Here is a 14041-nt window from a genome sequence, read left to right as displayed (position 1 = left end):
GTATCGCCTGTGCCTGTTGTGCCCGTTGATGTATTGCCTGTGCTTGTCGTGCCTGTTGATGTATTGCCTGTGCTTGTTGTGCCCGTTGATGTATCGCCTGTGCCTGTTGTGCCCGTTGATGTATTGCCTGTGCTTGTCGTGCCTGTTGATGTATTGCCTGTGCTTGTCGTGCCCGTTGATGTATCGCCCGTGCTTGTTGTGCCCGTTGATGTATCGCCTGTGCCTGTTGATGTATTGCCTGTGCTTGTTGTGCCCGTTGATGTATCACCTGTGCCTGTATGTTTCTTTTTCTTCTTTCCAGACATTTACCATCTCTCCTTTATATTCATGTTCGGAATACATTCTATTCAAAAAGACGTTAAAATGAACAGAAAGGTTGCTTCTCCAGCAATTTTTTAAAAATTTCTTTTTTGAGCATATAAAGAAGTGTTAAACGATAAAAATCGAACGTAGTATTCAGGATAGAAAATTAATAATGGTTTTAAGGAGGGCCCGTACTGAATGGAAATCATCATTAGAAAATCTTGTTATGCCCAGGAAAAAACCCTTATGTTAAAACATAAGGGTTAAGGAAAAGTGATTACCGGTGCTGTTGCCTGTCGTCTGGTTTTTCTTTTTATCTTTGCTGGATAGCCACTCTTATGCTTATAGAAAAACACCTCCAAGTTGGTTTTTTAGATAATTACATACCTGTTTCCCAACTTAAAGATGTTTTTATTTGTCTCACTTTATAAGGTCAGTTCCTCATTCAAGGTTTTACGCTTTTTATTTTCTTTATGATTTAAAAAGCCTCTAAAAACTCATAATTAAATTTTATTTTTATCAGGATGTGTTAACCTTTCTATCCTATAAGGCGCGCTAAGAGTAACGCTTTCTTGAATAAGGATTTATTTAGAGAGTTTCCATAGGTTCTTTGAACTTTTGGAAACCCTCTTTTTTATCCAGCAGTTTATTTTTTACAATTTTTATTTAGGCATGTTCTCTTACCAAACAAACAAGCCAACAAACATGGCACTCAAAAGTGAAACCGCAATTCCGCTCACTAAAAGCTTCCACACGTTTTTTCCAATGATCCGGGATTTTTCATCACCCATGATTGAACTGATTGTTCCATAAATCATCCCGACCGTGCTAAAGTTTGCAAAAGAGGTTAAAAACGTTGTCGCTACTGCAACCGTATGAGGCTGCAAAGAATGGAGATTTTTTTGCAGGTCCATCATGGCTACAAATTCATTTGTAGCAAGCTTGATTCCCATAAGCTGAGCAACGTACATCGCATCATGGCCGGACAGGCCGAGAAGAAAAGCAAACGGACTGAAAATAACTGAGAAGATCTTTTGGACAGTCAGTCCTTCTATCAAAAATCCTAAGATGCCGTTTAAGCAGGCCGTTAACGCAACATAGCCGATCACCATTGCCAAAATTACGATCACCATTCGCATCCCGACAAGCATACTATTCGAAATGGTCGAGAAAAAATCGGTTCGTTCTTTTTTCGAAGGAACATAAACAATGTCTTCCTCCTGGCTCACCTCTACCGGGTTTAAAATGCTCGCAAGCAGTAAAGCATTCAAGCAGTTTAAAGGAATCGCCGCAAAAACATATTCTCCTGGAACCATACTTAAATAAGCTCCGATAATTGATCCGCTGATACTGCTCATGCTCATAATGCCAAAGGTAAGCAGGCGATTCTCGTTCAGTACAGAAAGCTGCTGCCGGATCACAGCCAGGGCTTCCGTATTTCCGAGAAACATCATTTGGAGTGAAAAAAAGCTTTCGAGTTTAGGCAGTCCTGACACCCTGGAAATTACCCAGCCTACTTTATCAATAATCCATGTCAGGATACCGAAGTAGCCAAGAATGTCGAAAAAGGCCACGATAAAAATAATGGGCATTAACGCACTAAAGAAAAAATCAACTGTAGGATTTGCCATCACGGACGGAAAAGCAAAAGAAATCCCCTCGTTTGCACAGTCTATGAGAAAAGTAAAAAACGAAGCAATTTTGTCAATGACCCATGCTCCGATTTTCGTTCCAAGCATAAACCAGGTAATGAGCAGTTCCACAATGATTAAAGCAGCAATGGAACGCCACTTTACCTGTTTCTTGTTGGGAGAACAAAGAAATACCAGGCCAAAAACCACTAGAATCCCAACAATATTTAATAAAAAAAACACACTAACAACTCCCTATATAGGATTCCCCGTACAAGCAAGCCCTTCGTTTCACCGACAGCCACAGGCCGAAGCATGAAAAAAAGAGTTGCGGAAATCCCATTGCCGAATACAGTGAGCCACAAAGACCCCGTATAAAAGGAATCATCGGTGTGTTTTCTCTTCGTTTAATCATACTTCCCTGTAGTCCGGCATTTATGGCTGCCGGGTAGAAACTATCAGACCATTTCACTGATATTATACAAGGATCATTTTTTAGACCTGCTCATTTTATAACAAACGATAGAAAGCGACAATGTTTTCAGCAGAAGTTGCAATCATTTTACAACTATCAATACTTAGAACATTCAGTATAAAAGGAACGAATGAGAAGCTTGATGGAGAATGACCCTCTCATAAGATTTTCAAGCGTTAAAGGATACATCATTAAAAATGTGGTTTAAAATGACTGAGTCATGTAAAGGATGGAGGTTATTTGTTATTCTAGTACATATGCAAATCAGGCAGTTTAGGAGTGGATAAAACCATGAACAAAAAAGACATCGCACATATTCGGAAACAATTCAAAGCAGATAATGATTTACTTAAAATCTTTGACATTTTTAATGTGTATATTATGAAGGAATCAAGCGACGTTTATCACCATCAAAGCCAGCCTTTTGAAATGCTTGACCAGGATCAGCAGGAGTTATTTATGAATAACTTCAAAAAACTACTCGCCGGCCAATTGGATGAGAAGCTTTTTGAGCTAAAGTTTCAACGGGAAGCAGAACATAACAGCCAGCTTATTTTGCATCAAGGCTTACTAAGCGCTGATGTAGAAGGCTGGAAAGAGCAGATGCTTCAAATCGTTGGCAAAATGCTTGCACTTCGGCAGTATGAGAAGGATATTGTCGTCACATTTATTCGCGGAGAGTATTTCAAGCCAATGAAACGCCGTAATCAAGAAGCTGAAGAAAGCGAACGGGACACTGTTTATTCGCATCCGTTTATTTTATGCAGTATCAATAACACACAAGAGCCGAAAAAAGAACTGCTTTTTGACTATGTTGAAAAAGAGTTCAAATATCACTTTGTCCTTGATCCTATTATCAACCTTAATACCCCCCTTTCAGGCTTTCTGTTTCCCTGCTTCACCGATAATGCAGCAGATGTTAATCATATTCTTTATTCAGCAGGCAAGGTGCATGAACCCGATCATTCGTTTATTGAGGATGTATTAAACGGGGAAGAAACGATGACGGCAAAAGATGATAAAATCGTTTTTGAAGAAATCATTAAAGATGTAACCGGAGATCAGCTGAGCACATCTACACTTTCTAATGTGTACGAGGAGATTAACCGCATGATCGAAGAAAATGAAGAGGAAGAACCGCCAAAATTAGATTCTAAAGACGTAGAACGGGTTTTAAAGATGAGCGGCCTTAAAGACATTAATTCGGAAAAAATTGAATCAGCCTACCAAAAAATAATCGATGATGGCAAGTATGAGATCAAAGCCAGCAGCATCCTGCCAAAATATACATCAAAATCCATTAAAATCAGCACGAAAGCAGCGAACATATCAATCAGCCCACAGGATTTAGGCTATGTAAAACAAATTCTTTTTAACGGTAAACGCTACCTCATGATCGAAGTCGAAGAAGATACTGTGATCGAAGGCTTTACAATGATTCCAGAAGCTCTGGGCGGTGACATAGAACAATAATAGATAAATGTGCCAGGTGCCCTCAATCTTCGGGGTACCTGACAAGCATATAGGACGGGCCTAAAACTTCCTAGAATAGGAAGTATTGGACCCGTCCTTTATGTATAAAACTATAAATTGCCGCTCCATGCTAAGGAAAATAAAAAAGCTCCTTATCAGTTGATCAACTGATAAGGAGCTCCGGTTAAAAATGTAGAGTTAGTAAGTGGTGGGCCTCACTCTTACCTTACTAACAAATCTTATCGATCAAGGGTTTGAGGGGCAGATTACATCATGCCGCCCATTCCACCCATACCGCCCATGTCAGGCATGCCCATGCCGCCGCCTTCTTCTGGCTTGTCTGCTACAACTGCTTCTGTTGTTAGGAACAGAGCTGCTACAGACGCTGCGTTTTGAAGAGCATAGCGTGTTACTTTTGTTGGGTCTACGATACCCGTTTCGATCATGTTTACCCACTCGCCTGTTGCTGCGTTGAAGCCAACGCCGACTTCTTCGCGCTTCAAGCGGTCTACGATAACAGAACCTTCAAGGCCTGCGTTGCGTGCGATTTGACGAAGCGGCTCTTCTAGTGCACGAAGAACGATTCTTACACCTGTTGCTACGTCGCCTTCGCCCTCTACTTCAGCTACTTTGTTGTATACGTTGACAAGGGCTGTACCACCACCGGATACGATCCCTTCTTCAACTGCTGCGCGCGTTGCGTTCAACGCGTCTTCAATGCGAAGTTTGCGCTCTTTTAGTTCTGTTTCAGTCGCAGCACCGACTTTGATTACGGCTACGCCGCCCGCTAGTTTTGCAAGACGCTCCTGCAATTTTTCACGGTCGAATTCAGAAGTTGTTTCTTCTAATTGTGCACGGATTTGGCTTACGCGGCCGCCGATGTTTTGAGAATCGCCAGCGCCTTCAACGATTGTTGTGTTTTCTTTTGTAACGACTACTTTCGCTGCGCGGCCAAGTTGTGTAATGTTTGTTGTTTTCAGGTCAAGGCCAAGCTCTTCTGTGATCACTTCGCCGCCTGTCAGGATCGCAATATCTTCAAGCATAGCTTTACGGCGGTCACCGAAGCCTGGTGCTTTAACTGCTACTGCGTTGAATGTACCGCGCAGTTTGTTTACAACAAGTGTTGCAAGTGCTTCGCCTTCTACGTCTTCAGAGATCAATAGAAGAGGCTTGCTTTGTTGAACAACCTGCTCAAGCACTGGAAGGATTTCCTGGATGCTTGTGATTTTTTTATCTGTGATTAAGATGTATGGGTTGTCTAAAACAGCTTCCATTTTATCAGAATCTGTGATCATGTAAGGAGATGCATAACCACGGTCAAACTGCATACCTTCTACTACATCAAGCTCTGTTGTGAAGCCTTTTGATTCTTCGATTGTGATAACGCCGTCGTTTCCAACGCGCTCCATCGCTTCTGCGATCAATTGGCCTACTTCTTCGTCAGCAGAGGAAATCGCTGCTACTTGTGCAATTGATTCTTTGCCTTCGATTTGTTTGGAGATGTTTTGAAGCTCTGTTACAGCTGCTGCTACCGCTTTGTCCATTCCTTTGCGGATGCCGACTGGGTTAGCGCCTGCTGTTACGTTTTTAAGACCTTCACGGATCATCGCTTGCGCTAGAACCGTTGCAGTTGTTGTACCGTCACCGGCTACATCATTTGTTTTGCTTGCTACTTCTGCTACAAGCTTCGCACCCATGTTTTCAAACGCGTCTTCAAGCTCGATTTCTTTCGCGATTGTGACACCGTCGTTTGTAATAAGTGGAGAACCGAATTTTTTCTCCAATACAACGTTGCGTCCTTTTGGTCCAAGCGTTACTTTTACCGCATCTGCAAGCTTGTCTACACCAGCAAGCATTGCGCGGCGCGCGTCTTCACTGAATTTAATGTCTTTAGCCATGTTAAAAGTGCCTCCTTTAAATGATGGTTCTATTAGTCGTTCATTTTGAATGTTAAATTAAGCCGCTTTTTACGGATTGTTAGCCAATTACAGCTAAAATGTCATTTTCGCGGAGCAATAAGTAGTCGTTTCCTTCAAACTTTACCTCTGTTCCTGCGTATTTTGAGAAGATAATGCGGTCGCCTTCAGCAACTTCAAGTGCTACACGCTCTCCGCTGTCAAGCACACGTCCTGTACCCACGGCCACAACTTTTCCTTCCTGTGGCTTTTCTTTTGCCGAATCTGGAAGTACAATTCCGCTGGCTGTTTTTTCTTCAGATTCTACTAGCTCAATTACTACGCGGTCACCTAGTGGTTTTAACAAGTGAAACCCTCCTCAAAAATGGTTGAATATATTTTTATTAGCACTCTACTCTAATGAGTGCTAACACAATTATTATAATAAAGGATGCCCTATCCTCTTTGCAAGCAGAAAGCGGAAAAATTTTCAGACTCCTTATTTGAAGCGGCTTTCGTTCAATAGTACAATAAAAAGAAGAACGCCGGACATTGCGTTTTTTCTATCAGTAAAGGGGTTTTTTTGTGAAAAAAGAATACGGGTTCATTTTGATTACGTACATTGTCATGCAGCTTTCCGCTTTTGTCGGCCAGCCGCTTCTGTACGAGGCAGGACTCATTGCGGGAGTAGAGCCCGACCGCCTGAAAGCGCTTGTCCCAGGTTACTGGACGGTGATCGCATTTGCGCTGGCAACGGCGATTGTGCTGCTTATTTTATGGCGTTCTACGTATCGAAACTCCATTGAACGTCAGGCACCTGTTCCTCCTGGCTCCGCAATGGTTTGGGCTATAATTGGCGTATTTATGGCCTTTGCTGCCCAGTATGCGGCCATCATGGTTGAAACGTTTCTTCTCGGCATCGAGCCGGGATCGCAAAACACACAGGATATTATTGAGCTTGTCCAGGGACTGCCGGTTGTTGTCCTGGCCGTAGCGGTATTTGGACCGATTTTAGAAGAAATTGTATTTCGTAAAATCATTTTCGGCTCGCTTTACAACCGGATGCCGTTTTTCTTCGCGGCTTTAATCAGTTCGCTTATTTTCTCTGTCGCGCATATGGAGCTGGAGCACACAATATTATATGCGGCAATGGGTTTTACATTCGCTTTTCTTTATGTAAAAACAAAACGAATTATCGTGCCGATTGTCGCGCACGTGTCGATGAATACATTTGTTGTGCTGATGCAGTATGTGTTTGCGGATGACCTTCAGGAAATGATTCGCAAAGCAGAGCAGATGGAGCAGCTGTCCCAATCGATCAATTGGTGGTAAGGGGGAAATCGCGTGCAGTCTTATTTAACAAGAGGCATTTTTTTTAGTGTCCTTGGTGCTTTTTTTGTTCTTTTTGCCATTCAGGATGTAAATGCAAATGGGTTTGGTCCCTTTACATACCTGCTGATTCTGCTGGCTACTATGGATATTGGCACAGGCATCCGCCTTATCTTTACCCATATAAAACGGCAAAAAAGCCAAAAATAAAATCCGTCCAGGTTACTGGGCGGATTTTTCTTCGTTTTCTGCTTCTGCGGTGAGGGCTTCTGCCTGCTGCGCTTTTTTGAAGCCGATTTTTGAGATCCATACACTCACTTCATAAAGCACAAAAAGTGGTACGCTCACTATGGCAAACGACATAATATCAGGCGGAGTAATGAGCGCCGCGATAATCAGCAGGACAAAATAAGCGTAGCGCCGAATCTGTCCTAACAGCTGTGGAGTGACAATGCCAAGCCTTGTTAAAAACAAGGTAATGACCGGCAGCTGAAAAAGGAATCCAAACGGAATCGTTGTTTGAAATAAAAAGTGAAAATATTCATTGATGCCGATTACCTGTTCAATATTCAAATCGCCAGACAGCTTCATCATAAAATGAATAATGTAGGGAAACAACACAAAATAGGAAAACGAAAGACCGCCAAGAAACAGCAGTATCGACGCCGGAATATAGCTGAGCGTAACCCGGCGCTCCCGTTCATGGAGGCCTGGACTGACGAATGCCCACAGCTGATATAAAAGAACCGGCGAAGTTAACACAACTCCAATCACAAAAGCCATTTGAAAATAAATTTTCAGCGGATCGGTTACACGAAACGCATTCATCGTTAAGGCAGCCGCTTCATCTGCATGCTGTAAATACTGGATGATCGGCTTGGCCAAAAACAGCCCGCCGATTGCCGCAATAAAAAAGAAAACAATCACAATGATGAGGCGCTTTCGCACTTCCTCTAAATGTTCATATATCGTCATGTCCTGCTGGCTCATTTGTCTATCATCCTAACATTACTTGGACTCTTTTTTGTCCTCTGTCCGCTCTTCATCATCGGCCAGTCCTTTTGTTGAGTTTTTAAACTCACGAAGTGTATCCCCTGCTGCCCGTCCAAGCTCCGGGAGCTTTTTCGGCCCGAAAATCAAAAGTGCTGCCGCGCCAATCACAACCATGCTTCCAATCCCTGGCATTGGCATCCGCCTCCTTTTTCCTAATCATAACTGATTTAATAACGCAATACCATGATCATTTTTCGACAGATTCATCCGGATAGTTTTTTAGGAAATAAACGAGCGATTGCAGCTCAACCGCCAGGTCAATGTGATGCACCCGAATCTCGGGCGGCACATTTAGTCTTGCGGGTGTAAAGTTTAAAATCCCTTTAATATCTGCTTTTACCAGCCGGTCCGTAATGGACTGGGCCGCAGCCTGCGGAATCGTTAAAATCGCGACTGGCACTTCCAAGTCAGATAATACCCTTTCTAATTCATCCATATGATGAATGGGCACGTCTCCAATTTTTTGATTGACCTTGCTCTCTTCAACATCAAAAGCCACCAGGATCTTTGTATTGTTGTTTTTTAAGAAGTTATAATTTAAAAACGCTGTTCCTAAATTTCCAACACCAATAAGCGCTACATTGGTCACTTCATCCTGATCAAGGGTTTTGCGGAAAAAAGACAGCAGATAGCTTACATTATATCCATATCCTTTTTTGCCAAGTGCGCCAAAGTATGAAAAATCGCGGCGGATTGTCGCCGAGTCTACTTTCACTGCTTCACTCAGCTCTGCCGATGATACCCGCTGTTTTCCGGAAGAATGCAGGTTTTGAATAAATCGATAATATAAAGGCAGGCGCTTTGCCGTCGCCTGAGGTATTTTCATCGAATCGTTGTTCATTTTTTTCCCTCCAAGTTGGTACCGCTTCCATGTTTGTTTTCTTTTCTTAATACAATCATAAATCTTTGTAGCGTTTTTCACAAGAACCGCTTCTTTTTCATTGCCCAGGGCGCTGAGCTCAAGTAAAGTGGAAGGTGAGGTGAAAAACAATGATTCTTCTACAAGTACAGCAGCTTTCGAAATATTATGGAGCTGAACTGATTTTATCTAATATTAAGCTTGAAGTGCAGACAGGCGACCGCATTGCTCTTGTTGGACGTAACGGAGCCGGCAAATCGACTCTGCTGAAAACGATTGCCGGACAGCTTTCTTATGAAGAGGGCGCCATTATGAAGCCAAAAGACGTAACCATCGGCTACCTGGCACAAGATACCGGGCTTGAATCGAACTTATCCATTTGGGATGAAATGAACAGCGTATTTGACGGCCTGCGCGAAGTGGAACAAAAGCTGCGGGCACTTGAAGCCAGCATGGCCGATCCTGATGTGTATGAGAACCCCGCCCGCTACAACCAGGTCATGACTGCTTACGATAGCCTGCAAAATGAATTTAAGGAAGCAGGCGGCTATCAATACGAGGCTGATCTCCGGTCGGTCCTTCACGGATTTCGTTTTCACGATTATGACTATGATACCTGCATTTCCACGCTGAGCGGCGGACAAAAAACACGCCTCGCCCTTGCCAAGCTTCTTTTAACAAAGCCGGATATTTTAATTCTCGATGAACCGACCAACCACCTTGATATCGAGACGCTCTCCTGGCTTGAAAATTATCTGCAAAGCTATTCTGGTGCGATTTTAATTGTCTCGCATGACCGCTACTTCCTCGATAAAACCGTTAATCAGGTATATGAAGTATCCCGTCATAAAATCCGCCGTTTTACTGGTAACTACAGCAAATACTTAACCCAGAAAGCCGAGCAGTTTGAACGGGAAATGAAGCAATATGAAAAACAGCAGGAAGAAGCGGCAAAGCTGGAGGAGTTTATTCAGCGAAACATCGCACGTGCCTCTACTACAAAACGAGCACAAAGCCGGCGCAAGCAGCTTGACCGCATGGAAATGCTGGCTCGGCCGGACGGAGACGAAAAGCCGCCGGGCATGCTGTTTGATATCGATCGTCAGAGCGGCAGCGAAGTACTGCATGTAGACCATGTATCGATAGGCTACAATGGTGAAAAAATTGGCGCAGATTTGTCTTTTTCCGTTACACGCGGCGATAGCATTGCCCTTGTCGGTCCAAATGGAGCCGGCAAGTCGACCCTGCTCAAATCCATTACCGGTGCTCTTCCGCTGATTGGCGGCGATATTCGTCATGGAGCCGGAGTGGAAATCGGCTACTATGATCAGGAGCAATCCCATTTGAACCGGGCTAAAACCGTGCTGTCTGAACTGTGGGATGACTATCCGGGCACACCGGAAAAAGAAATCCGTTCGATACTTGGCACGTTTCTGTTCTCAGGAGATGACGTCTTAAAGCCAGTAGCTGCTCTTAGCGGAGGCGAAAAAGCGCGCCTTGCGCTGGCCAAGCTGACGATGCAAAGGGCCAATTTCTTAATTCTCGATGAGCCGACGAACCATTTGGACCTTGATAGTAAAGAAGTGCTTGAAAACGCCTTGATCGATTATCCGGGCACTCTTTTATTCGTGTCTCATGACCGGTATTTTATTAACCGGATTGCTACAAAAGTGATTGAGCTCGACAAAGAGGGCGTAACCGTCTATTTGGGTGACTACGATTATTATGTAGAGAAAAAAAATGAGCTTGAGGAGCTCGCTGCGCTTGAAGCGGATGAAAAAACAGTCGCAAAAGCAAAGCCGGCATCAGCGGATTCTTATAAAACAGATAAAGAACAGCGTAAAAAAGAACGGCAGCGAGCGCGGCGGATTGAAGAAATCGAAACAGAAATTGCCGCTCAAGAAGAAAAAGTAACGGAAGCAGAAGAATTGCTTTGTCTGCCTGAAGTATATGAAGATCACGAAAAATCGCTGGAGCTGCAGCAGCAGCTTGATCGGGCAAACGAAGCAATTGAACAGCTTATGACAGAATGGGAAGAATTACAATCCGAGTAAAGAAGAGGCTATCCACAGCCTCTTTTCTTTTTATCCACATAAAAACAGCGAATACTCTGTTTATTGCAAAGGTTTCCACAGGTTTATCCACATTACCCACAGGATGTGGATGAATTTATCCCCTTTATGCACAAAAAAGAGGCATTCCAGCCAGAATGCCTCTTTTTTAAAAAGCTTCAATATCCAAGCCGGGATGACCATTCATATCCATCCCATCTCGTTTTCCCTGCTCGAATAAAATCGTGCCTGCCGCTGCAATCATCGCCGCGTTATCTGTACATAAAAATAGTGGAGGAATCACAAGCTCAATGCTTTTAAAATCAGCAAAAGCGTTTTCTAAAGAAGTGCGAAGCCCTTTATTGGCTGCAACGCCTCCAGACAATAGCACTTGTTTTACTCCATACTCTTTAGCAGCACGGATCGTTTTTTCGGTTAATACATCGACAACACTTGCTTGAAAGCTTGCCGCCAGGTTTTCCGGAACAATCTCTTCCCCACGCTGCTCTGCATTATGAACCGTATTAATAACCGCTGATTTTAAACCGCTGAAGCTGAAATCGTAAGAACCCTCTTCAAGCCGGACACGCGGAAGCTTATACGTATCTTCTCCCTGAGCCGCAAGCCGATCAATATGGGGACCCCCTGGATAAGGCAGGTTCAGTGTACGTGCTACTTTATCGTATGCTTCACCCGCTGCATCGTCACGTGTTTCACCAATGACTTCAAATGATCCATGTTCCTTCATATAAACAAGCTCCGTATGTCCGCCTGAGACGACGAGAGACAGGAGTGGAAACGCCATTTCCTTCACCAGGCGATTCGCGTAAATATGTCCTGCAATATGGTGGACACCAATAAGCGGCAGGTTGTGGGCAAAAGCGATTGCCTTTGCAGCATTTACGCCAATTAATAGAGCACCTACAAGGCCTGGACCTTTCGTCACAGCGATTGCATCCATAGCTTTAAACGTCAGACCTGCCTGTTCAAGTGTTTCGTTCAGTACAGCGATGATTTGTTCTACATGATGGCGGGAAGCAATTTCAGGCACAACACCGCCAAACCGCTTGTGGCTTTCAATCTGAGAAGAAACAACATTCGCCACAATTTCTGTGCCATTTTTTACAATGGCTGCCGCTGTTTCATCACAGCTCGTTTCAATTCCAAAAACATATGTGTTTTTTTCCATTATAAATTCACCCACATTACTAAAGCATCTTCCTGGTTGTCGGTATAATATTGCTTCCGGATTCCACCCGGCTGCAAACCGAACTGTTTATACAATGTCATTGCTGCGGTATTGCTGACGCGAACCTCAAGTGAAAGAACAGCTCCACCGTACTCCCTTGCTTTTTGGATCATAAAACCAAGCAGTTTTTTTCCATATCCTTTTCCACGAAATTGAGGCAAAATCGCGATATTGGTAATCTGCACTTGATCGTAAACAAGCCACATTCCGCAATAGCCGATAACAAGGCCTTCTTGTTCAACCGTATAATAATGAGCATAATCATTTAGTGCAATTTCTCTTTCAAAGGCTTCTTTTGGCCAGGGAAGGGAAAAGCTTGCCTGCTCTACTTCGAGCACAGCTGGAATATCTTCTATTACCATTGGGCGGATTACTGCATCACTCACGGCCTGCCGCCTTCTTTTCATTTGCCTCAATCCACTTAGCTTCTGCTTCAGCAAGACGCGCATAATTTGGTACAACCTCTGTCGGGTTGCTTTCCACAGCTGCCCCGAGCGCTAAAAGAGCAGCCGGGCGGGTATAAGGAACGGCTCTTCCGGCAAATACAGCCTGCTCACCCATTTGTTCAGCAATTATTTTCTCATGAATTTTACTTTCCTGCCCCACAAATAAAACCGGCTCCTTTTGAAGAAGCAGCTCTGTGCACCATTCCGCCACCGAAACATTCCGATCTTCCAAAACGGGCTGAACCGCGCCATTTGATAAGCGGTATAAGCCAGTGAAAATGCGTCCACGCCGCGCATCAAAAACCGGGCAGACAAGTTTATCTGCCACGGGAGCTGAAGCAGCCAGTGAAGCGAGACCAGAAACGGCAGCCAGCGGAATATTTAATGTCCAGGCCAGCGTTTTGGCGATCGTTACACCAATACGGACTCCTGTATACGAGCCCGGACCATTTGTTACAATAATCTTTTCCAAATCTTCCGGCTTTATGTCTGCTTCATTCATTAACGTTTGAATAGCAGGCATTACCCGGATAGAATGATTCTTTTTCACATTTGTTACCTGTTCTGCCAGAATGACGTCGCCATCCGCGAGGCCGATCGACAGCGTATAAGTAGAGGTATCAATCGCTAATGTTTTCAAATGTTTTCACCTTCTCAAGAATGCGGGCATATCGATCCCCATTCACTGTTAATTGTACTTTTCGCTGCCCTTCTACACCAGTGTGGAAGAGATTGATCTGTATGTACTCTTCCGGAAGCTGGTCCGCAATTAAATGGGCCCATTCCACGACCGTAATGCCATTACCATAGAAGTATTCATCAAAGCCCAGATCTTCTGATTCTTCCCCTAGCCGGTAAACGTCCATATGGTAAAGGGGATAAGTGCCTTCGTATTCTTTAATGATGGTAAAGGTTGGACTGTTTACATTTTTCGTAACACCTAATGCTTTTGCCAAATTTTGTGTAAATGTTGTTTTTCCCGCTCCTAAGTCGCCTTCAAGCAGCAAGACGTCGCCTGGACGAAGCGTATCAGCCAGCGCACTGGCAAATGCGCTCATTTCTTCCAAATTGTTTAACTTCCATGTATAAGAAGATGTCATATGTCCGCCTTCTTTCCTCGAAAAAAAACCTTAGGATAATGATGATCCTAAGGTTTCTGATTGTATCTTTATTATATCGAATAATTGCGTATTCTAAAAGAAAATGGCGGTCCGGACGGGACTCGAACCCGCGACCTCCTGCGTGACAGGCAGGCATTCTAACCAACTGAACTACCG

Annotated in this window: 15 protein-coding genes and 1 riboswitch; of the genes, 4 read left to right on the top strand and 11 right to left on the bottom strand. The window is 43.8% G+C overall.

Translation table 11 applies throughout. The annotated features are described in order from the left end of the window. A partial coding sequence (locus tag L2D08_RS22940) for a hypothetical protein (protein WP_242237731.1) occupies positions 1-305 on the bottom strand: 305 nt, incomplete at its 3' end. 678 nt (positions 306-983) lie between these two features. Next, positions 984-2177 (bottom strand): nucleoside transporter C-terminal domain-containing protein, encoded by a 1194-nt coding sequence (locus tag L2D08_RS22935; RefSeq protein WP_242237729.1) that lies wholly within the window; start codon positions 2175-2177, stop codon positions 984-986. 161 nt (positions 2178-2338) lie between these two features. Beyond that, a riboswitch (purine riboswitch) is annotated at positions 2339-2439 on the bottom strand. 261 nt (positions 2440-2700) lie between these two features. Here L2D08_RS22935 and L2D08_RS22930 point away from each other — a divergent pair. Next, positions 2701-3882 (top strand): DUF4317 domain-containing protein, encoded by a 1182-nt coding sequence (locus L2D08_RS22930; protein WP_242237728.1) that lies wholly within the window; start codon positions 2701-2703, stop codon positions 3880-3882. 266 nt (positions 3883-4148) lie between these two features. Here L2D08_RS22930 and groL read toward each other — a convergent pair whose 3' ends face one another. Both groL and groES read right to left on the bottom strand, forming a co-directional pair. After that, positions 4149-5780 (bottom strand): chaperonin GroEL, encoded by a 1632-nt coding sequence (gene groL, locus L2D08_RS22925; protein ID WP_242237726.1) that lies wholly within the window; start codon positions 5778-5780, stop codon positions 4149-4151. A 79-nt stretch (positions 5781-5859) separates the two neighbouring features. After that, on the bottom strand, positions 5860-6144 hold the full coding sequence (groES, locus tag L2D08_RS22920; protein WP_050184120.1) for a co-chaperone GroES: 285 nt from the start codon (positions 6142-6144) through the stop codon (positions 5860-5862). Positions 6145-6362: 218 nt separating this feature from the next. Between groES and L2D08_RS22915 the strand changes: the two genes are divergently transcribed. Continuing rightward, positions 6363-7109 carry a CPBP family intramembrane glutamic endopeptidase gene (locus L2D08_RS22915; RefSeq protein ID WP_242237724.1) on the top strand — a complete coding sequence of 249 codons (747 nt, stop codon included), beginning with the start codon at positions 6363-6365 and terminating at the stop codon, positions 7107-7109. A 12-nt stretch (positions 7110-7121) separates the two neighbouring features. Continuing rightward, a complete protein-coding gene (locus tag L2D08_RS22910; RefSeq protein ID WP_242237722.1) occupies positions 7122-7316 on the top strand; it encodes a YdiK family protein in 195 nt (64 codons plus the stop codon). Positions 7317-7328: 12 nt separating this feature from the next. Here the strand turns inward: L2D08_RS22910 and tatC are convergent, their stop codons facing one another. The 3 genes from tatC to L2D08_RS22895 are packed head-to-tail and all read right to left on the bottom strand — an operon-like array spanning position 7329 to position 9000. Beyond that, positions 7329-8096 carry a twin-arginine translocase subunit TatC gene (gene tatC, locus L2D08_RS22905; protein ID WP_242237720.1) on the bottom strand — a complete coding sequence of 256 codons (768 nt, stop codon included), beginning with the start codon at positions 8094-8096 and terminating at the stop codon, positions 7329-7331. An 18-nt stretch (positions 8097-8114) separates the two neighbouring features. Then, on the bottom strand, positions 8115-8291 hold the full coding sequence (locus L2D08_RS22900; protein ID WP_242237718.1) for a twin-arginine translocase TatA/TatE family subunit: 177 nt from the start codon (positions 8289-8291) through the stop codon (positions 8115-8117). A 55-nt stretch (positions 8292-8346) separates the two neighbouring features. Continuing rightward, positions 8347-9000 (bottom strand): redox-sensing transcriptional repressor Rex, encoded by a 654-nt coding sequence (locus L2D08_RS22895; protein ID WP_242237716.1) that lies wholly within the window; start codon positions 8998-9000, stop codon positions 8347-8349. A gap of 149 nt (positions 9001-9149) precedes the next feature. On the opposite strand from L2D08_RS22895, the gene L2D08_RS22890 reads away from it, so the two are divergent. Beyond that, positions 9150-11072, top strand: a complete 1923-nt coding sequence (locus tag L2D08_RS22890) for an ABC-F family ATP-binding cassette domain-containing protein (RefSeq protein WP_242237714.1) — start codon at positions 9150-9152, stop codon at positions 11070-11072. Positions 11073-11238: 166 nt separating this feature from the next. Here L2D08_RS22890 and tsaD read toward each other — a convergent pair whose 3' ends face one another. The 4 genes from tsaD to tsaE are packed head-to-tail and all read right to left on the bottom strand — an operon-like array spanning position 11239 to position 13864. Next, positions 11239-12258, bottom strand: coding sequence for a tRNA (adenosine(37)-N6)-threonylcarbamoyltransferase complex transferase subunit TsaD (tsaD, locus tag L2D08_RS22885; RefSeq protein WP_242237713.1), 1020 nt, complete (start codon positions 12256-12258; stop codon positions 11239-11241). Beyond that, positions 12258-12680, bottom strand: coding sequence for a ribosomal protein S18-alanine N-acetyltransferase (rimI, locus tag L2D08_RS22880; protein WP_242237735.1), 423 nt, complete (start codon positions 12678-12680; stop codon positions 12258-12260). The genes tsaD and rimI overlap by 1 nt, the downstream gene beginning before the upstream one ends. Positions 12681-12696: 16 nt before the next feature. After that, on the bottom strand, positions 12697-13404 hold the full coding sequence (tsaB, locus tag L2D08_RS22875) for a tRNA (adenosine(37)-N6)-threonylcarbamoyltransferase complex dimerization subunit type 1 TsaB (RefSeq protein ID WP_242237712.1): 708 nt from the start codon (positions 13402-13404) through the stop codon (positions 12697-12699). Continuing rightward, the gene (gene tsaE, locus L2D08_RS22870) at positions 13385-13864 is read right to left on the bottom strand and encodes a tRNA (adenosine(37)-N6)-threonylcarbamoyltransferase complex ATPase subunit type 1 TsaE (RefSeq protein WP_255822102.1); all 480 of its coding nucleotides are present in this window, start codon (positions 13862-13864) and stop codon (positions 13385-13387) included. Before tsaE ends, tsaB begins: the two co-directional genes overlap by 20 nt. Positions 13865-14041 lie beyond the last annotated feature (177 nt).

The organism is Domibacillus sp. PGB-M46, assembly GCF_022668875.1.
Classification (GTDB): Bacteria; Bacillota; Bacilli; order Bacillales; family Domibacillaceae; genus Domibacillus.
This window is presented reverse-complemented; position numbering and strand designations above follow the sequence as displayed.